Origin of the sequence: Halobacteriovorax sp. GB3 (assembly GCF_028649655.1) — a bacterium.
Lineage (GTDB): Bacteria > Bdellovibrionota > Bacteriovoracia > Bacteriovoracales > Bacteriovoracaceae > BSW11-IV.
Window position 1 is genome coordinate 97,490 of record NZ_JAQSLN010000004.1, and the last position, 19,856, is coordinate 117,345.

A 19,856-nucleotide genomic window follows, 5' to 3' on the forward strand; every position below is an offset into this window, starting at 1 on the left:
ACTTTTATATTACCTCACTAAAAGACATGGGTAAACACTAGGTTAAGAGCTGAGTCATTTATTTATCGATTCATCTTGAGACCTTTTTGTGAGAAAATATGTTGTCTAAACACATCAATGAAGGAGATCTGTTGTGATCAAAACATGGCTCACAGAAACATTTAATATTAAGTATCCAATTATCATGGCACCAATGTTCTTAGTCTCAAATAATGAGATGCTTATCGAAGCAGCAAAGGCCGGAATCATGGGTTGTATCCCTGCTCTCAACTGGAGAACACCAGAAGAATTTGAAAAGGGAATCATCGAGCTTCATGAAAAATGTGATGGCCCATTTGGAATCAACCTCATCGTAAATAAATCTAATATCCACCAAAAAGCTCAAATTGATATTCTCGAGAAACATCCTCCAGCATTTATCATCACTTCTCTTGGAAGCCCTGAAGAAGTTATCAAAAGACTTTCTCCTAAAGGGACTAAAATCTTCTGTGATGTTGTAGATGTTCAATATGCTAAAAAAGTTGAATCCCTCGGTGCTGATGCTCTCATCGCGGTAAATTCAGGAGCAGGTGGTCATTGTGGACCAATTCCATCAACCATTCTTGTTCCTCTCCTTCAGAAAAATTGTGAGATTCCTGTTATTAGTGCCGGAGGTATTGGTACAGGAGCTGGTCTACTAAGCACTCTCGCGCTTGGAGCTGAAGGTGTTTCTATGGGAAGCCCTTTCATCGCAACAAAAGAAAGTGGTGTTAGTGATGCTTACAAACAGGCCTGTGTTGATTATGGAGCAGAAGACATTGTTCTTTCAGACAAAGTGTCAGGAACACCTTGTACTGTCATCAATACTCCCTATGTTGAAAAAATTGGAACCAAACAAAACGCTCTAGAAAGTTTTCTAAATAGTAATAAAAAAGTAAAAAAATATGCAAAAATGCTTACATATTACAAAGGAATGAAGGCCATTGAAAAAGCGGCTTTCTCTGCTACATACAAAACGGTATGGTGTGCAGGACCTTCAATTGAATTCATCGAGAAGATTGAACCTGTTCATGTAATTGTAGAAAGGCTCATATCTCAGTACGACGAAGCTGTCTCTAAATTTGATAAGTTAAAAAATGTTGAAAGCTAATGATCAAACTTCCTAAGATTTTAAAATACCCTAATTTTTCTAGATTGTATTATGCCGGGCTCACAAGTGAGCTCGGTTCTTTTGTTACCGAGACAGCTCTTATGTTGTTAGTTTTTAAATTAAGTGAAGGCGACAAATCGAAACTTGGTATTATTAGGGCCTCATTTCTCTTCTTCCTAACAATGGGATCTCTTTTAGGTGGACCAATTGGCGAAAAATTTAATCGCAGAAATGTTCTAATCTTCGCCAATATCATTCGAATCCCAATTATTACGGTTCTTTTTTTTAGTAAGGATTTTTATTCAATCTTGCTAGTCAATGCGATGGTTGCTTTTTTTACAGGAATTTATAATCCTTCCCGACAAGCAATGATCAATGACATTGTTCCACAAAAAGAAATAAGTATAGCCAACTCACTCTTTGGCTCAACAATGGCGATTCTCCACATGGTTGGCCCTTTTATTGGAGCGCTTGTCTTTTCAAAAATGCAGGGAATCGATGAAATTCTAACATTTGACCTTATTACGTATTTCCTTGGAATAGCATTGATTTCGACAATAAACTATCGTCCTCCTAAAAAAGAAAGCGTAGACAATGTTCAAACAAGTCTTTTTTACGATTTAAAGGAAGGGTTACGTTATGCTCAGAAAAGAGAAGACCTGAGGGCACTTTTATTCAATTGCTCTATCGCAGGTTTTTGTATTGGTGTTCTTATCCCCCTACTTCTTCCATTTGTAACAGAAGTTCTTCATCTTTCAGATAGAGAATATGGATTAATGCTCTCTGTTTTTGGGCTTGGTGGTTTCTTTGGTGGAATTATCTCGCATCGACTAACGAGTAAGCACAGACCAGGAAAACTCATTGTTTCTTCAATCGCTTTTGAACCTTTACTGATGCTACTCTGGTTACTTATTCCAGTCTTTATTCCAAATTTGATCATCTTCTTCTTTTGGGGAGTTATCGTTTTTATTCGCATCCCTTCTCAACTAAATTATGTTTCAGAAACAGTTGAAACAGAATATCTTTCAAGAATCCATTCAATTCTTGATCTATCATTTGTTGTTCCAAATATTAGTGGGGGAATTATCATCGCTTTTATTGGAAATTCCTTTACGACAATGGAGATGCTTTTTTGTACAGCAATTCTCTTTGTCATACTTATTTTCTTTAAAATGTTTACTAGTTCATCAAAAGCACTCTTTAAAAGTGAAGCAAAAAGAGTCACTCGCGATCAATCAATACAAGATGGTATTGCTTAAAAAGGATATTATATGGCATCAATTTGGTTAAGGTCAGAAACAAAGGCCCATGAAAAAAGAACCCCACTTACACCGAAAAATGCAAAAAAACTCATCGATAAAGGAGTTGAAGTCTTTGTCGAAGAATTCCCAGATCGAATTTTCCCCATTAATCAATATGAAGAAGTTGGCTGTACGATTGTTCCAGAAGGCTCTTGGAAAAAAGCTGATACGAAACACTATATTTTAGGACTTAAAGAAATCGAGCAAAAAGAAGACTTTCACCACAAGCATATTTACTTCGCCCATGTATTCAAAGGTCAAGACGGATCTAAAGATATTCTCTCACAATATAAGAATGGCGGGGGTACACTTTTTGATTTGGAATATCTTACAAATGAACAAGGTAGACGTATTGCTGCATTTGGTTTTTGGGCCGGTTTTGTAGGCGCAGCAGTTGGACTTAAAGGCTACTATTTTCGAGAGAAACATGAAACAAGTATTCCAGCAATCAGCTCAGTAAATGATCAAGAAATTCTTATTTCAGAACTTAAAGAACTGAGCAATAAAAGTAGCTCTACTCCTAAAGCGATTGTTATTGGAGCAAAAGGTAGATGTGGACAAGGAGCAAGTTCACTTTTTGAAAAAGTCGGAATCCAAGTCACAAAGTGGGATATTGAAGAAACAAAGAAAGGTGGCCCATTTAAAGAAATTCCTGAACATGAAATCTTTGTAAATACTGTCTTAATGCAAGTAAAGATTCCACCTTTCATTTCACCTGAAATTATATCAACAGAGTCGAAACTCAAAATTATTTCTGACGTTAGTTGTGATCCTAACTCAGATTTAAATCCAATCCCTCTCTACGATAAAATTACTTCATGGGATGAGCCTTTTGTATCAAAGGTAATAAATGATCATAGCTTGGATATCTTGGCCGTTGATAACCTCCCTTCCCTTCTTCCTAAAGAAAGTAGTGAAGACTTTTCTGATCAACTCTTCCCTCATCTAGAAAACTTATTACTTGGAAAAGGTGAAGAAGATATTGTTTGGAGTAATGCTAAAGATGTTTTTTTGAAAAAGAGAAATTAAAAAAGGGAGCTTAAAGCTCCCTTTTTTTATGCAGCATATCGGTGCATTAGAATTCGTTTTTTGTCTTCAAAAAGAACTTCAATATTCTTTTGATTCGACTCTTCAACAAACCCTCTCCCGAAACTTGCATGCACTAAATAATCACCTTTCTCAAATTCTTCTTTCATTTTGTAAGTCTTAAAATCAGTATGATGCATGAGAGTTACTCTCTCCCAATCGACAACTGGCTTTTTAACTCTTCTTTTTCTTCTCTTTTTTTCCGCCATAAAAACTCCCTTCGTGGCTAAACCACAGTTTTAAAATAATGAATGTAAGCTTGGTTAATCAAGGCATAGTCTTATTATAGGAGTAGTTTTAGATGTATTAGAAAATAAGGCAGTTAGAGGCGAAAACTCAGGCCAATCCATGAAAGAATTGGCCCAAATTTGTGTTTTTAAGATTTAAAGAAGACCTGCTCTTCTTAAAAGAGCATCAGTTGAAGGCTCTTGCCCTCTAAATTTCTTATAAAGCTCCATTGGGTGCTCAGACCCACCTCTTGAGAGAACATTATCATGAAATTTAGCAGCAATTTCTTCATTGAAAATTCCGTTTGTTTTGAAATATTCAAATGCATCAGCATCAAGAACTTCGGCCCACTTGTATGAATAATATCCAGCTGAATATCCTCCAGCAAAAATGTGTCCAAAAGAACAAGATGTATTTGTTCCATCAACAGGGCTTAAAAGTGCAACTTCTTTCGTCGCTTCTTTTTCAAATTGATCTACGTCTGAAACATCAGAAGGGTTTCCAGCATGCCATGCAAGATCTAGTAAACCTAATCCGAGTTGTCTAAGAGTTGCTCTTCCCTCTCCATAATTTGATGAGTCTTTCAATTTTTGCACAAGATCCGTTGGAATCAATTCACCTGTTTCATAATGTTTTGCAAAGAGATCTAGACATTCTTTTTCATAGGCCCAGTTTTCAAGAACCTGTGATGGAAGCTCTACAAAATCCCAAAATACATTTGTTCCTGCAATAGACTTATAAGTACATTTAGAAAGCATACCGTGAAGTGCGTGTCCAAACTCGTGAAAAAGAGTCGTTACTTCATTAAAAGTTAGTAGAGATGGCTTCGTTTCAGTTGGTTTTGTAAAGTTACAAACAATAGAAACATGTGGTCTCATGTCTTCACCATTATCTACTCTTTGCTCTCTAAAGAGAGTCATCCAAGCTCCACCTCGCTTTCCAGCACGTGGAAAGAAATCAGCATAGAATACAGAAATATGCTTACCATCTTTATCTTTAACTTCATAAGTCAGAACATCTTCATGGTATTTAGGAATATCGTTTCTCTGCTCGAAAGTCAGACCAAAAAGTTTCTTAGCGACAGTAAAGACACCATCGATAACATTCTCAAGCTTAAAATATGGCTTAAGCATTTCATCATCAATATTGAATTTTTCTTTTTTCATTTTTTCGAAGTAGAAAGCGTAGTCCCAAGACTTTAATTCTTCAATTCCATCTATCTTCTTAGCATAGGCCTTAACATCTTCCATATGCTCTTTTCCAGCATCTAGAGCTTTATCTTTAAGCTCATTCAATAGATTGAAAACATTTTCAGGTTTCTGTGCCATTCTCTCTTCAAGAACAAAATCAGCGTGAGTGTTGTAACCAAGAAGATTCGCTCTTTCATAGCGAAGTGATGCAATTCTCTTTACGATATCGCGATTATCTCTTTCGTTTCCTTTGAAGGCCTTTGAACCAAATGCTCTTGCCATCTTTTCACGAAGTTCTCTTTTAGATGAATACATAATAAAAGGAACATAACTTGGGTATTGAAGAGTAAAGGCCCACTTGCCTTCTTCGCCTCTCTCCTTTGCTTCCATTGCAGCAGCTTCACGAACACCTTCAGGTAGTCCTTCAAGATCAGATTCGTTTTCAACAAACATAACAAATTCATTTGTTTCTTTTAAAACGTTATCACTAAACTGAACTCCAAGAGTTGATAATTCTTTATCAATTTCTCTTAGCTTTTCTTTTTTATCTTCCGAAAGTAAAGCTCCGTTTCTAGAAAAGCTTTTATAAACTTTATCAAGTAGAGTTGCTTGTTCTTGATTTAGTCCAAGAGTCTCTCTTTTGTCATAAACTGCTTTAACTTTTTCAAATAGTTTCTCATCAAGAGAAATGTCATTTCCAAAAGCTGTAAGCTTAGGGCTGAACTCTTTTGAGATTTCAGTCATCTCGTCATTTGTTTCAGCGCTTGTAAGGTTAAAAAATGCTAGTGTTACAGAGTCTAGAAGAAGGTCTGAATTTTCCATCTCGAGAATAACATTTTCAAAAGTTGGCTCTTCAGTGTTCGCTTTAACTGCTTCAATTTTTTCTTTTGCTATCTTGATGGCTTCATCAAGAGCTGGCATGAAGTGTTCATTTTTTAACTTATCAAATGGAATTGTTCCAAATGGTGTATCGAATTTTTCCAATAATGGATTCATAGATTCTCCTATTTTTATTTATCATCCGCGATCAATTTAGACTGCAGATTAAAGAGTGGAATGAGTATTAATAACCATAAAATCAGGCAAATGGCCAACAAGGACTCGACAAAGACAATGGATTGCACAAAGATCAGGATGAAAGAAATAAGTCCTTTTGAAAAGCGATAGACAACCATATCAACAATGTACTTCGCACCATATTTCTGCTTTGCATCCAACGGAAAGTAAAGCATTTCCTTGGCCGCTGAGAAAATCGAATAATCAAATCCCTTATAGAGAACAAACATCGCTGCGACAGGTAAAAGTCCATTAGATCCACCAATTAGTGAAAAAACAAAGAAACTCATATAAATCACAGGAATGATGAAGTGAATGCGACTATTTTTAACTAGTTTAAATAAAATTGGGATAACGAAGATTTGAATGAGAAGACTAACTGTACTAATGATAGAATAGAGTCTTCCTAAATAGCTTGCCTTCTCAACTTCTCCAAAAACAAATTTCTCAAACTCTACATTGAATTTAAAGTTCGCCAAATTGATACAGAATTGAGTCAAGATAACAAGAGTTGCAATACCACAAACATAATAGCGAACTTCGTAAATGGACTTTAAAGGCGAATCTTTTTTATGCTTTGCTTTGTCCTCTTTTAAAACAAACTCTTTTTGCTCGAAGAAAATAAAAGCACTGATGAGAACAAGAAGTGCTCCCATTAAGTTTATACTTGCAAGATTTCCCACATCACTAAAAAAGACAAATGACTTTGTTAATAAAGAAGTAACTTGTCCCCCAAGGATACTTCCAATACTTCCAATGGCCCCTAGAGGACCATAGATGATCTTAGCTGTTTCATAATCTAGAATTGAGTTCATATACCCTAAGGCCATATGCACACAAAGAACGATATAAACTTCTTTCCAGACAAACAGCGGATAAACCCAATATTCAAAGCCCTGTACTACAAAGTGGTTAAAGAGAACAAATAGGACGAAGCTCAATATCGAAACCGTTGCGTAAAGTTTATGAACAGAATGTTTCACTTGAAATTTATTAAAAATAACAATGGCAAAACTTAATGTGATTACTGAATAAACCCAGACTTGAGGTGTACTTTTGGCCTTGAAAACTTCTAGGAATAGAGCCGTCGATGTCGCTCTAATGAGAGGATATGAGAAAAAAAGAGAAAACAACGTTAGACATATTCTCGTTAAACTTTTTTTCTGATCACTATTTAAACCTAAAAACTGAGTCTTTATTTCTGATATTATTTTCAATGAATCCTCGAGTTAGCGAATATACAGATAATAATCAAATGACAAACTTGTCTCTTCGCTATCGTAGTTAAGACCTTGCGAGAGAGAGAGCTCTCTATTTTTATTTTTGATTTCATCTTTCATGCTACCAAGATTAACTTTCTTATTTTTAACTGTAGTAATTGTCGTAGTAAGCATGGATCGTCCATAATCTCTCTCTAAGCTGAGACTAATTTCATACCCTGAATAGCCTCTCTTATTGCACGTCATATAGTATTCATTTCCATCCATTCTAAACATTCCAGGCTTTCCTACACCAAGGAGTAACTGCGAGCGTGAAACTTGCCCTCCCCCTTCGCGCACCTCTAAAATCTTAGTCTTATTTCCAACTTGTACTTTTCGCTTCACAGTTCTCTCTCGACTAACTCTTTCAATCTCGAGTCGGCATGATTCTAATCGTCCAGATCTTTGAATTTGATTAGAACTCTGTGTAACAGGAGGGAGAACTTTATACTGACCAGATATGATTTTTTTAATTAAATCTCTTCTTGCTAGTGATAAGACCCTCACACGAACACAATGTCTTTGTTCATCTAATTGAGACCCTTCTCCTGCGAGAAGAAATGGTTGAATGGAGTTTTGAACCTGCTTTAAAGAGGTTTGTTTTTCAAAGCAATATAATTCTTGAGAATAAGACTTCACTCCTATAAATAGGCTTAGAAGTCCAATCCAAATTAATTTAAACATATCGCCTTCCTTGGCCCGTCTAAATTAGTCTTCAGACGAAAGGTATTTATCACCTTCTTGCTTTTCCATAAATTCTTCAGCGTCATCAAATTCACACAAATCAAGCGCTGTCTTAAATTCAGGAAGCTTATCTCTCTCACCACAAGCGCAAGCAAGATTCTTCATGAACTCAAAAAACTTTAAGCTAGTCTCTGGACTCATTAAGTGTTCCATCATACATGAATCTTTCTCTGCGACTTCCTCATCGACTCCAACGAAGTCTCTTAGAAAATAGTAAAGAAGTGTTCTTGAAGAGAGAATTCTGTGAACTTCATCATGACCTAAGTCTGTTAGAACAAGAAATTTACAATCTTCTTCCTCAGTAACTAGACCTCTTTTTTTAAGGTTATTTAGTGCTGTTGAAACACTTCCCTTAGTAAGGTTTAAGTCCTTAGCAATATCCGTAACACGGGCAAAGCCTCTATTCTCTTTTAACTTATGAATCGTTAAAAGGTAGTGGACCATAGAGTGTGAAAGTTCAGTATCTTTGTTTTTGTCTTTTGATTTTGTATTCATAACATTATTTGTAGCAACACTGTTTGACGCAGTCAAACGTCAATAATTCTTTGCAGTTATAATTCCATGATCTCTTGATTCAAACAACCCTAAGTGCCTAAATTTACGTCACTCAAGACAGGCAATTAATGTTCTTGCCCCTAGAAAGAGGTAACCTAGTGCTAAAATAGCTAAAAGATCACTCTATTGGAAATACTATGAAACAATCTCTTAATTTACTCATTCTCTTTTCATTGCTCTTCTCTAGTGCAAGCTATGGTCAAGCAATCCAGCACACAAGCACAACAACATCAGAGGACAACCTGACAGATCAAGAAAAAGTCTTGAGTGAGACGTATATGCACGATGGCCGTTCAAACAGAATTTTAGAGGAAGCCTGTAAGAATGGGAGCAAAAAAGACTTAGATATCTGTAATGGCCAAGATCCTAACCGTAGTAAAGCGGCCATGATGAAGGCCCTATCCCAAATGTATACGCTAGTCGTTTCTTCAATTCCCGACATGAATTCAATTGAGACGAGTTATCCATCAAAAGATGACGCTCCAACAGCTGATGTTAAGCCAAAAAAACCTGCAGTTGAAGGAGAACAAGCAGCAAATGATGCCAAACCCGACGAAGCAGCTGAAGAAAGCGACACTGTACACGATTACTGTCGCTATATTGCCTCGGGAACTGAAGCTGTGGCCCTTTTCCAGCAACAACTAGCTCAGCAGGATATTGGAATGAATCTCAACGAAGACTCCGCTCAGAGACAGGCCCTTGAAAAAGCCTACCTCTCTCACAAAGAGAGAGCAAAGACAGCTAAAGTTCAATACGTTGGTTGGGGATCAACGACAGCTTGTTATGTGGCCATGGCCTGGAAGCCAATGGCAACAGGTGGAGCGAGTTGGAAAACTTATTTAAAAACGGCAGCAGCAGCAACTCTTACAGCTTACTACAAAGGAGTTGTTGATGACCAAGAAAGTTACATGAGTAAAGTTAACTCTATTAAAGACAGACTCCCTAAGGTCGGAGATTGTAACCCTGTTACAAATAAAGACTGCTATTGTTCAGAGCCATCGACTCAATATGATCCAAACTATTGTATGGATAAAATTCGTGAAAAGCAGATTGCTGAAAACTCTGTTTACGTTAGTTGTTTAGATGAAAATCTAAAAGTAGATGAAGATTGTAGCTGTGATAAAACGGATTCTTGTTACAGTAAGAAATTTCTCAATACTCTTTCTTCATTTGAAGGAGCGGGAGTTCTTCCAGCAAATGCCTTTAAATCATTCAACTCTCTAACGAATGGTGAACTCATCAATGGTCAGTTATCCGGTGTTCCAGATAGCCAACTTCTTGCCATTGCCAACAAGGCGCTTAAAGATAAAAAAATTAATATCAAGTCCAAAGTTCCTCTAACAAACGATCAGAAAGAAGTTTTTGAAGGTCTTCAGGCCCTAGGACTTTCAAAAGATGTTGCAAGCTCTCTTGCCTCAGTTCCCTACTCTAAAGAAGCCTCAGCCAATACAGCGAAATTTGGAGGATCTAATGCTAAAAATGTTGTGAAGGCCAAGTACAATTCTTCAAAAGGAAGGGGGAATTCAAAAGTTCTCACATTCTCAGGTGGAAGTGGGATCAATGCTCCAACACAAAAAAGTAAAAGCTCAAATGATTTTAATTTTAATAAAATGCTCGATAAATTTAAGAAGAAATCAGGTAAAACCAACAATGGTAATGTTCTTAAATTTGCAGAAAGAGCAGGAAACAACGCTCAAATTACAAAAGATAGCTCGCGTCCAATCTTTGATATCATCTCAAGAAGATACAGAGTCTCTGGTTGGAAGAAATTAGAACTCGATCAAGAATAAAATGGAGTAAGACATGGATGTCAAAACAGCAACTCTCTTCTTTGATAACGAATGCCCTCTTTGCTTAAGATTTAAGCAAGCACTTGAAAGGCTACCAGGAACAGAACATATTCAAATGATTTCAATTCATAGTGAAGAGTTAAAAAACTTCCCTATGATTGATATTGAAGAGTGTAAAAAACAAGTTCATCTTTTAACTGAGGATAACGATGTTCTTGTGGGTCAAGATGTAGCCGAATATCTCATCCAATACATTCCAGGCGTTTCTAAATTTGCTTGGCTTCTCGATACGGAAGTTGGGAAAAGGGCCATGACAAAAATTTATCGCCTCTCTGAAAAGTACAGAAAAGCGGTCATGAAAACTTGTCCAAGTTGCCGTTAAGACAAATGTCCAACTAACGTCTAACTTTCAAGACTTTATCAATAAGAAACTAAGAGATAGCCTCTATTTATAAGGAGGCTATCAATGAATAAAATCATTTTCACATTCTCGCTAATCTTTTTATCGCTCAATCTACAAGCTAAAACTAACGATCACTTGGATACTGTTCCCTACGTAAATTTAAAAGACTACCTTGGAACTTGGTATGAGATTGCTCGCTTTAGAACGCACTCTTTTCAAAAGGGATGTCTTCAAACAAAAGCGGAATACTCTCTCAAGGGGCATTTTATTCACGTTAAAAATACGTGTGTAAAAGAAGATGGAAAAGTCAATGTTGCCAAGGCCCTAGCAACAGTAAAAGACAAGCAAACGAATGCAAAACTTAAAGTCAGCTTCGTTCCTATTTTAAATCTCTTTGGCCTCTTTGCTGGAGACTACTGGATTTTAGAGGTAAATGAAGACGAATACTCTTTAGTTGGAACTCCAGATAGAAAGTATTTATGGATACTAAGTCGATCTAAAGAGCTAGATGAAAAGATCTATCAAAATCTCGTTGCACGAGCAAAAGAACTTGGATTCGATACTTCATTAATAGATAGAACAAAGACTTGGGAATAAAAAAAGCAGCCTGATGGCTGCTTTTTTTTTTATCTTTCAAATGATTTTCTAGAATAAATAATTCGATTGTAAGGTGCAAAAATGAGTAGTGTAAAAACCCAACAACCTGCGAACTCTAGGATCTCTCCCTTCTTTCCGCCTTCAATCAATTCAACAAGTCCAACTAAAATTAGATAGACAACAATATGAAATACCTTAGGAACAGGTATAGCGAATGAATCTATAAGCGTTTTAACTTTCTCTATCTTTCTATAAAGAACAGGAAGAACGAGAAAATAAAGGCCGACAAAAATTCCTAGAATTGTTCCAAAGATGATTTTATTAATCTTCTTTCCACCAACAATCAAATTGTGAATATTCGTTTCACCCTGAGAGTTGTGTGTCTGAAAAAACTCAGGAGATTGAATATTAAAAATTCTCTGCCCCCAAGAAATCTCCTCTCCTGCACCAAAAATTAAAATGGCAGCGAGAATAACCAAACAAATAGAGAACCATGTTCCTCTAAAAGGCTTTAAAATATAGGCCCTATAAAGGGAAAGAAATGCTCCAGAGAGAAGCGCTACAACAGTAAGCCACTCAACAAAACCATCTTCTCTTACATAGACACCTTCATAAAAAGGAAGGTCAGTCCAAGAGAAGTAAACACCAACAATTGCCACCAAAAAAACCAAAGGGTAAGCAATCTTTTCAAGCATCTTCATTATACGTCTTCTCCAATATCATTAAACAAAGCGATTCGCTCACTATGGCGACCACCTTCGAAATCTGTCTTTAGCCAGACAGTAATCATTTCTTTTATTTCATCCATCGAGCTAATTCTTCCGCCAAGGCAAAGAACATTAGCATCATTGTGCTGGCGAGAAAGTTTCGCCTCTTCAGTACTTCTACAAAGAGCTGCGCGGATACCTTTAAATCGATTTGCCGCCATAGAGACGCCAATACCTGAACCACAAAGAAGTATTCCCAACTCATTTGCATGAACGACAGACTTAGCCAATTTGATCGCAAATTCAGGGTAATTAGCTCTTTCTGAAGAACTGGTACCAAGATCAACGACTTCGTGACCTAGATCTTTCAAAAATTCTTTTACTTCTTCTTTTTGCTCAAAAGCAGCATGGTCAGTTGCGAGAAATAATTTCATTTTGACCTACCTGTAAAAAAGGGCCCAACAAGTGGGCCCTTAAAATTTAGTATCTGTAGTGTTCTGGCTTAAATGGTCCTTCTTTTGGAACATTTAAGTACTCAGCTTGCTCAGCAGTTAGAGAGTCAATACGAACATTGATTCTCTCAAGGTGAAGACGAGCTACTTTTTCATCAAGGTGCTTAGGAAGCATGTAAACTTTGTTTTCATACTTATCAGAGTTATCCCATAGTTCCATTTGTGCCATAACTTGGTTTGTGAATGAGTTAGACATAACAAATGATGGGTGACCTGTAGCACATCCAAGGTTAACAAGACGTCCTTGAGCAAGAAGAATAATTCTCTTTCCTTCTTTAGACGTATACATATCAACTTGTGGCTTAATATTATCTTCTGTGTAGTTATTGTGAAGGTGCTTGATGCTAATTTCTGAATCAAAGTGACCAATGTTACAAACGATCGCTCCATCTCTCATGTTATCGAGGTGGCTTGCGTTGATTACATCTACACAACCAGTAGTTGTACAGAAGATGTCACCGATTTTTGAAGCTTCATTCATAGTCATAACTTCAAAACCTTCCATAGCTGCTTGAAGAGCGCAAATTGGATCGATTTCAGTTACAACAACTCTTGCTCCTAAACCTTTAAATGATTGAGCAGAACCTTTACCAACATCACCGTAACCAGCAACAACACATGTTTTACCAGCGATCATAACATCAGTTGCTCTCTTAATACCGTCAACAAGTGACTCTCTACAACCGTAAAGGTTATCAAACTTAGACTTCGTTACCGAGTCATTGATATTGATAGCAGGCATTTTAAGAGTTCCCTTTTGAACTCTTTCATAAAGTCTATGAACACCTGTAGTCGTTTCTTCAGAAAGACCTTTAATAGCTTCAATTAGCTCAGGATATTTATCGTGAACCATATTTGTAAGATCTCCACCATCATCAAGGATCATGTTAAGACCTGAACCATCTGGCCACTTAAGAGTTTGCTCAATACACCAGTCAAATTCTTCTTCAGTAAGACCTTTCCATGCAAATACAGGGATTCCTGCAGCAGCGATTGCAGCAGCAGCTTGATCTTGAGTTGAATAAATATTACATGAAGACCATCTTACTTCTGCACCAAGCTCAACAAGAGTTTCAATAAGAACGGCCGTTTGAATTGTCATGTGAAGACAACCAGCGATTTTTGCACCTTTTAGAGGCTTTGACGCACCAAATTCTTCACGAAGGGCCATAAGTCCTGGCATTTCACTTTCGGCGATCTTGATTTCTTTTCTCCCCCAATCAGCAAGAGAGATGTCTTTTACTTTGTAATCATTAAAATCCATACTTCCTCCAAGAAGCGTTATTTATTTAGTTCCATTAAATCCGTGACAGTATAACATTGCAAAAATTCACTAACAAGGTTAGGCTTGCCAAGAATTTTAAGATATATCAACGCGACAAATCATTTCTAGGCAAATTTATGGGTGATTATACAAAACTGAATGACGACATGGCGCATTCTATTCTTCAATTATATGGAATTGAAAATTACGTTTCTTTAAAACCACTCTCCCTTGGAATTTCAAACTCAAATTATAGAGTCCAGACTCAAGATCATGTTTATCTACTTAAAGTTTCTAACGATAAGAGCTATGAGGACCTACACAATGAACAAATCCTCCTTGGGAAGTTGAAAGAACTCAACTACCCTCTCTCTCTTCAGTGCTACAAGACCCTGAAAGGTGAATTAGTTTATCAATATAAAAACCTTTATGGGGTACTTTTTCCTTTTATTAAAGGTATTCCTCCTGGACCAAGTGACCAGACTTGCCGTGAAATCGGCTACGCTCTAGGACTTCTCCACGATAAAACAAAGAATGTTTCCAAAGGTGATATTCGAAACTATAGCGATATTGGCCACGATGCTTCTTCAATAGCCAAATTCACAGAAGAACCTAGTTGCCCAAAAGACTTCAAAGACGCTTTTGATCTCATGCTCGCTAACAAAATCGATCAATATCTTAAGGCCAATAAATCATATTCGATCATTCATGGTGATCTTTACTACGACAACACTCTCTTTCAAGAAGAGAAAGTTGCGGCAATGCTCGATTTCGAGCAAGCAGGCCATGGTGAAGTGATCCTCGATCTTGGGATATCAATCTCTGGTAGCTGTATCGAAAAGGGGCAAATTAACCCCGATCTAGTAAAGTCTTATCTAGAAGGTTACGAAAAGGCATATACATTAAACAATGAAGAAAAGCTGTTTATAAACGAGGCTATTTTACTTGGTCTCTTTTCTATTGCTCTTTGGCGAATTAAAAGGTTTAAAGAGGGCGATCTCAATGCTCGCTTAGAAAATAGCTATCAAGACTTGATTGCAAAAGCTCATAATTATTTTGAGCTCATTAATAAGGAATAAATTTTGAAAAAATCTCAAGGACTCTCTACATTTTTTGCTTCTTGCCCAAGAGAAATGGAAACTATGCTCGATCAAGAGCTCGACCAATTTGGAATTGAGGACAGAGAAGTAAAAAAAGGCGGTGTTCGCTTTAAAGCAGATGACCTAACAGGGATTCAATTTCTTATTCATACTCGTCTTGCAAGTAGGGTTTTCAAGAGTTTCGCTTTTATGAAAGTAAGAAATGAAAAGGACCTCTATAATAAAGCTAAAACAGAGCCATGGTTAAAGGCCCTAACTCTTAATCAGACATTTAAAATTCAAACTCTTTTTGATCACAAATCAAAGGCGTTCTTTAAAAACTCTGTCGCTGTTTCTCAAATTCTAAAAGATGCTATTGTCGATCACTTTAGAGAGAAAAAAGGTGAAAGACCAAGTGTTGATACAAAAGATGCTGATGTAAACTTTCTCCTTCGTATTGAAGGTGGACGCGGAGACAAGGGATGGAACTGCTCGGTGTTTATTGATCTTTGTGGTTCTCCTCTTTCAAATAGAGGTTATAGACAAAGAGGTCACAGCGCTCCGATTAGAGAAAACCTAGCGGCGGCACTAGTCATCGCGAGTGAATTTGATGGAGAGGAAGATGTTTTCTATGATCCAATGTGTGGGTCGGGAACAATTCTCATTGAGGCCATCTTAATCAAAGGAAAGATACCTCCGACTTATCTTCGTATCCTCAGAAATATAGAAAGAAAAGAGAAGACTTTTGCTTTTCTTGAGCAAGTTTGGTTCAAAGAAAAAACATTCCTCACAAGAGACGTTAAAGAATATCTTCAACAAACTTATGAGCAAATCAATAAATCAATTGATGAGCTAGAACACTTTCAATTCTATGGAAGTGACATTCAAGCAAGAAACTTAAATCTTTGTAGAGAGCACTTAGAGAATGCAGGACTTCCAGCAGATATCGTTGAACTAGAAAAAGGCGATGCAACGAAGTTAACTCTAGAGATCGAAGCACCAGGTGTCGTTGTAACAAATCCTCCTTATGGAGAAAGACTTGGAGCAACTGATGAAGTTAAAGAGCTTTATTATAATCTCGGGGAAAATCTGAAGAATAACTACAAAGGATTTAGAGCTTTTATTTTAACGTCTAATCCTGAACTTAGAAAAAAGATAGCGCTTCAGACGGCCAAGCGAATTCCATTTTTCAATGGTAATATCGAATGTCGCCTTCTGCGCTATGATATTCGTTAAGTAAAGTTTCCGGCCAATTTCATTGCAAACGTTGGTGAAGAATACTTCATCAACGCCATTTTATTTTTGACCTTATCCTGATGTTTATTAGAACAACTAAAAAAGTAACTTCCAATCTCTGGATCCTTCAAAAAGATTGTATGACCTTTTCCAGAAAACTTTCTAATGATGTAATCAGAATCAAGAAAACAAACTTCTCTAATCATTAAATTCTTAGCAATATAAATCACAACACAATATTCACTTAATTGAACGAGAGACTTTCTGACCTTCACACCTTTTGGTGAAGAAGCATCTCCCCAGTGAACCTTTACTTCTACTCTCTTATCTCCGAGATAAAAGTCGAATCCTCTTTGAGAGCTAGATTTAATTTGCCTTAAACCAAAGATCGTTTTGGCATACCACTCTCCCAGTTGAACAGGAAGTTTCTTACCATTGTGAAGAATATTTTCATTCCTCAAGATCTCATACATCTTGTTAACAGTTTCGATAGCATCAAAGATGGCCTTATTATTAGGTCGATGTAATATCGTCATCGACTTAATGGCCGTCTTCTTGAACTTTCTTGAGTACTGATACTCAAACCAATTTTCAAAATTCTCTGGAGTATACAACTCAAACGAATCGTGAACAAATCCAAAGTTATAAAGATCATCGATTGTAAAACCATCTAACTTTTTTAATAAATATCCAAGGGGAGCAAGTGACTTACCATCATCTCCCACAACGTAAATATCATCTTTGTAATAGTCAGTGTTTCCATGTTTCTCGGAAGAGAACTGCTCTATTAACTCTTCTATTTTTGCCGCATCCATAGCCAACTTCCACTCCTCACTGCAGTTAAACTTCCATCTTAGTTAAATCTTCTTCAAAATTTAAAACACTATTTCCAAGACCAATATTTCTCGTTAATTGATATTGGCAAAAGATTTTGAAGTCATTTATCTTCGATTGGTAAAACTTCTTTTCCTCTTCACTAGCACCATCCATCTTATTTACAGCAATGCATGCGTGCTCCAAGAGAAGCCAAGAAACGACTAGATTACCACAATAAGACAAAAAGTCAGTGGCATATGAAAGAACACCATTAGTATTTTTTGCGGCCATTAGTTTACTAAAACGCTCAAGCATTTTTTCAGACATCTCCATCGATTTTCCAATCATAGAGATTTCATGTGAGAATTGCTTTGCTTCTTCTTTGTTCATTGTATTTTGGATTTTCTTTCCAACAGCAAAGAACGTCTTAGCATTATCTTTTAAAATCTTTCTCATAATAAAGTCGATCGCTTGAATTCCGTTAGTTCCTTCATAGATCGTTGCAATTTTTGTATCTCTCGCAAATTGCTCAATTCCATATTCAGTACAATAGCCATATCCACCATGAACTTGGATTGCATCAACAGAAACATTAAATCCTTCGTCAGAACAAAAGGCCTTACAAATTGGAGTAAAAAGAGCAATTTCAGCCTCAGCTTCCTTATCTCCTTTATCTGCCTTATCAAAAAGGTTTGCAGTATAGTAAGACAGAGCTCTCAGTCCTCTTGCCGTCGATCTCATTTTTAAAAGAGTTCTCTTTACATCTGGTAGGTGAACAAGCTCAGCTCCAAACTGCTTTCTCTCTCTTGCATATTGCTCTGTCATCATATAGCAAAGATTAGCTTGCGCCTCTCCCTGAAGACCACAGAGTAGTCTTGCTTCGTTCATCATGATGAACATATTTGTCATTCCATCAAATTCTTTACCAATCAGTTCACCAACAGACTCACCTTCATCACCAAATGTTAATTCACAAGTGGCAGAACCATGGATTCCCATTTTCTCTTCAATCTTAGTACAACGAACGTTGTTGAATGCACCATTTGTTCCATCTTTATTGATAAGGTTTTTTGGAACAATAAAAAGAGAAAGTCCTTTCGTACCCTCTGGAGCTCCTGGAGTTCTAGCAAGAACTAAGTGAATATTGTTATCGTAAAGATCACTGTCACCACTAGAAATAAAGATTTTAACACCTTTAATATTGTACTTTCCATCTTCTCTTGGAGTCGCAACAGTTTTAGCATTTCCAACATCTGAACCTGCTTCCGGCTCAGTTAAACACATTGTTCCACCCCATGTTCCAATCATCATTGGAGGAATGTAGAGGTCTTTTTGTTCTTTCGACCCAACTTTTTCAATTACATTCATAGCACCCTGTGAAAGACCATAGTACATTGAGAAACCAACGTTTGCTCCAATGGCCATAGAACTACACGCAATCTTCAAAGCATGAGGAGATGGCATTCCACCAATTTCTTCATCATAACCAAGAGCGTACCAACCATTGTCATAGAAAGCTTTATTGGCCTTATGAAAACATTCAGGAACAATGACACCCTTGTCAGTTAACTTAACCCCAATGTGATCACCTGGTTCACGAGTAGGAAAGATTTCGTTTTCAGTGAACTTATTAAATTGCTCTAAGATATCTTTTAACTCGGCTTCACCAAGACCAAAGTCATTTTCTTGAATGTTACAAAAGTCGAAGAGATTAAAGTGAACATCATTTAAATCTGTTTTGTAATTGGCCATCTTAAAATCCTTTTTTTTAATGAATATACCATTAATATTATATAGGATTTTTGGATTCTCTGCAGGGCCAATTGCAAGGGGAAAAAAAGAAAAGGGGAGCAGAACGCTCCCCTATTAATAAATCGTTTTTTTAGTAATCTAGAGGAAGAAGACCATCAAAGTATCTCATTCCATCTTGCCCACCATAACTGTTATAGTCGATCTCTAGAACAGGGTTGGCTCCAGCAGGTCTCGACAAGTCGAGAAGTCTATAAGTATTCCCATCAATGAGAACAAGTTGAGTTCCACTGATTTGAGATTGATCACTATTGTCAATCATAGCAATTAGGTCAGTTAAATGTTGAGCTCTCGTTCCAGAACTTGTCATGACAGATTCAACTTGTCCTGCACTTGTCTCGTAACTTAGATTCTTAGCTGTACTTGAACACTTATTTTTATAGTAATCAAGGAATCCAAAAATCTCACTCTTTTTAACAGTACAATTTGATTCTTTATGAGTTAGTTTGTAACGACTTACACTTGAAGGTGCAGGAAGATTATTTCCATTTATTCCATACTTTAACCAACATAACTGTAGGTTAGACTTACATTCATTATATGAATTAGTATATAAAGATCTCGCCGATACAAATTTTCCATTTGAAACAGCCGAACGATATTCAGAAACTGTTGTCGGCCTAGGAACTGAGTTTAAATCAACTCCTTCATTTGTTACGACAGTATTATCTGTAACCGTTCCTGTATCAGGACTTGATTGAACTACGTTTTTTGAATCGCTGCCACCGCAACTTGCTAACTGGAATGCCATTAGAAGCATTAATAGCCATTTAATATTTGTTTTCATAACTCTCCTCCACAAGCAGTTATTAAAAATTCTTTTGCTAATGTAGAAGCAAAGAGCGTGCCAAATGGAAGAGCTACTAAGTGACTAAAAGTAGGTATGTAAAAATATCCTAGGCCGTCTAAAGTTTAGACGTATGTTTTCTATACGACAGAGAAAATTATTCCGAGAGAAATTCTAAAGAAAATTTGTGATTTGACCGACAGATTTAATCGATGGGTTATTTTGAAAAAATACGAGTATTTATCTCACTTAGCCAATTTATCGGCGATTTAAAAAAATAACTTAGTATTTTTTTGAAAACATTATTT

19 protein-coding genes are annotated in these 19,856 nt (G+C 36.7%); 8 read left to right on the forward strand and 11 right to left on the reverse strand.

Annotated features, from left to right (window positions below):
• Nucleotides 1–136: 136 nt before the first annotated feature.
• The 3 genes from HBN50_RS13955 to HBN50_RS13965 are packed head-to-tail and all read left to right on the forward strand — an operon-like array spanning nt 137 to nt 3,459.
• Nucleotides 137–1,129 carry an NAD(P)H-dependent flavin oxidoreductase gene (locus HBN50_RS13955; RefSeq protein WP_443135179.1) on the forward strand — a complete coding sequence of 331 codons (993 nt, stop codon included), beginning with the start codon at nt 137–139 and terminating at the stop codon, nt 1,127–1,129.
• Nucleotides 1,129–2,388 carry an MFS transporter gene (locus HBN50_RS13960; protein ID WP_273871004.1) on the forward strand — a complete coding sequence of 420 codons (1,260 nt, stop codon included), beginning with the start codon at nt 1,129–1,131 and terminating at the stop codon, nt 2,386–2,388. The genes HBN50_RS13955 and HBN50_RS13960 overlap by 1 nt, the downstream gene beginning before the upstream one ends.
• 12 nt (nt 2,389–2,400) lie before the next feature.
• Nucleotides 2,401–3,459, forward strand: a complete 1,059-nt coding sequence (locus tag HBN50_RS13965; RefSeq protein ID WP_273871006.1) for a saccharopine dehydrogenase — start codon at nt 2,401–2,403, stop codon at nt 3,457–3,459.
• Nucleotides 3,460–3,485: 26 nt separating this feature from the next.
• Here the strand turns inward: HBN50_RS13965 and HBN50_RS13970 are convergent, their stop codons facing one another.
• From HBN50_RS13970 to HBN50_RS13990, 5 genes are all read right to left on the reverse strand, one after another.
• Nucleotides 3,486–3,725, reverse strand: a complete 240-nt coding sequence (locus HBN50_RS13970) for a hypothetical protein (protein WP_273871007.1) — start codon at nt 3,723–3,725, stop codon at nt 3,486–3,488.
• Nucleotides 3,726–3,899: 174 nt separating this feature from the next.
• A complete protein-coding gene (locus HBN50_RS13975; RefSeq protein WP_273871008.1) occupies nt 3,900–5,930 on the reverse strand; it encodes a M3 family metallopeptidase in 2,031 nt (676 codons plus the stop codon).
• A gap of 14 nt (nt 5,931–5,944) precedes the next feature.
• Nucleotides 5,945–7,207, reverse strand: a complete 1,263-nt coding sequence (locus tag HBN50_RS13980; protein WP_273871010.1) for an Npt1/Npt2 family nucleotide transporter — start codon at nt 7,205–7,207, stop codon at nt 5,945–5,947.
• Nucleotides 7,208–7,219: 12 nt separating this feature from the next.
• A complete protein-coding gene (locus HBN50_RS13985; protein ID WP_273871011.1) occupies nt 7,220–7,933 on the reverse strand; it encodes a hypothetical protein in 714 nt (237 codons plus the stop codon).
• Nucleotides 7,934–7,957: 24 nt separating this feature from the next.
• On the reverse strand, nt 7,958–8,488 hold the full coding sequence (locus tag HBN50_RS13990; RefSeq protein WP_273871013.1) for a metal-dependent transcriptional regulator: 531 nt from the start codon (nt 8,486–8,488) through the stop codon (nt 7,958–7,960).
• A 197-nt stretch (nt 8,489–8,685) separates the two neighbouring features.
• Between HBN50_RS13990 and HBN50_RS13995 the strand changes: the two genes are divergently transcribed.
• The 3 genes from HBN50_RS13995 to HBN50_RS14005 all read left to right on the forward strand — a co-directional run bounded on the left by HBN50_RS13995 (nt 8,686) and on the right by HBN50_RS14005 (nt 11,338).
• Nucleotides 8,686–10,338, forward strand: coding sequence for a hypothetical protein (locus HBN50_RS13995; protein ID WP_273871014.1), 1,653 nt, complete (start codon nt 8,686–8,688; stop codon nt 10,336–10,338).
• A 13-nt stretch (nt 10,339–10,351) separates the two neighbouring features.
• Nucleotides 10,352–10,720, forward strand: coding sequence for a thiol-disulfide oxidoreductase DCC family protein (locus HBN50_RS14000; protein WP_273871016.1), 369 nt, complete (start codon nt 10,352–10,354; stop codon nt 10,718–10,720).
• A gap of 84 nt (nt 10,721–10,804) precedes the next feature.
• Nucleotides 10,805–11,338: a lipocalin family protein gene (locus HBN50_RS14005; protein ID WP_273871017.1), complete on the forward strand. Its 534-nt coding sequence runs from the start codon at nt 10,805–10,807 to the stop codon at nt 11,336–11,338.
• 29 nt (nt 11,339–11,367) lie between these two features.
• Here HBN50_RS14005 and HBN50_RS14010 read toward each other — a convergent pair whose 3' ends face one another.
• From HBN50_RS14010 to ahcY, 3 genes are read right to left on the reverse strand one after another with little or no spacing between them, the layout of a single operon-like run.
• Nucleotides 11,368–12,039, reverse strand: coding sequence for a hypothetical protein (locus HBN50_RS14010; protein ID WP_273871018.1), 672 nt, complete (start codon nt 12,037–12,039; stop codon nt 11,368–11,370).
• Entirely contained in the window at nt 12,039–12,479 is a 441-nt protein-coding gene (gene rpiB, locus HBN50_RS14015; RefSeq protein WP_273871020.1) for a ribose 5-phosphate isomerase B, read from the reverse strand. The genes HBN50_RS14010 and rpiB overlap by 1 nt, the downstream gene beginning before the upstream one ends.
• 46 nt (nt 12,480–12,525) lie before the next feature.
• Nucleotides 12,526–13,821, reverse strand: coding sequence for an adenosylhomocysteinase (gene ahcY, locus HBN50_RS14020; RefSeq protein ID WP_273871022.1), 1,296 nt, complete (start codon nt 13,819–13,821; stop codon nt 12,526–12,528).
• Between the two features lie 137 nt (nt 13,822–13,958).
• On the opposite strand from ahcY, the gene HBN50_RS14025 reads away from it, so the two are divergent.
• Entirely contained in the window at nt 13,959–14,900 is a 942-nt protein-coding gene (locus HBN50_RS14025) for a phosphotransferase (RefSeq protein ID WP_273871023.1), read from the forward strand.
• A 3-nt stretch (nt 14,901–14,903) separates the two neighbouring features.
• The gene (locus HBN50_RS14030; RefSeq protein WP_273871026.1) at nt 14,904–16,136 is read left to right on the forward strand and encodes a THUMP domain-containing class I SAM-dependent RNA methyltransferase; all 1,233 of its coding nucleotides are present in this window, start codon (nt 14,904–14,906) and stop codon (nt 16,134–16,136) included.
• Here HBN50_RS14030 and HBN50_RS14035 read toward each other — a convergent pair.
• From HBN50_RS14035 to HBN50_RS14045, 3 genes are all read right to left on the reverse strand, one after another.
• The gene (locus HBN50_RS14035) at nt 16,133–16,951 is read right to left on the reverse strand and encodes a hypothetical protein (protein ID WP_273871028.1); all 819 of its coding nucleotides are present in this window, start codon (nt 16,949–16,951) and stop codon (nt 16,133–16,135) included. The two genes, HBN50_RS14030 and HBN50_RS14035, sit on opposite strands and share 4 nt — an antisense overlap.
• Nucleotides 16,952–16,976: 25 nt before the next feature.
• On the reverse strand, nt 16,977–18,704 hold the full coding sequence (locus tag HBN50_RS14040; RefSeq protein ID WP_273871030.1) for an acyl-CoA dehydrogenase: 1,728 nt from the start codon (nt 18,702–18,704) through the stop codon (nt 16,977–16,979).
• Between the two features lie 130 nt (nt 18,705–18,834).
• A complete protein-coding gene (locus HBN50_RS14045; RefSeq protein WP_273871033.1) occupies nt 18,835–19,548 on the reverse strand; it encodes a hypothetical protein in 714 nt (237 codons plus the stop codon).
• Between the last annotated feature and the right edge of the window lie 308 nt (nt 19,549–19,856).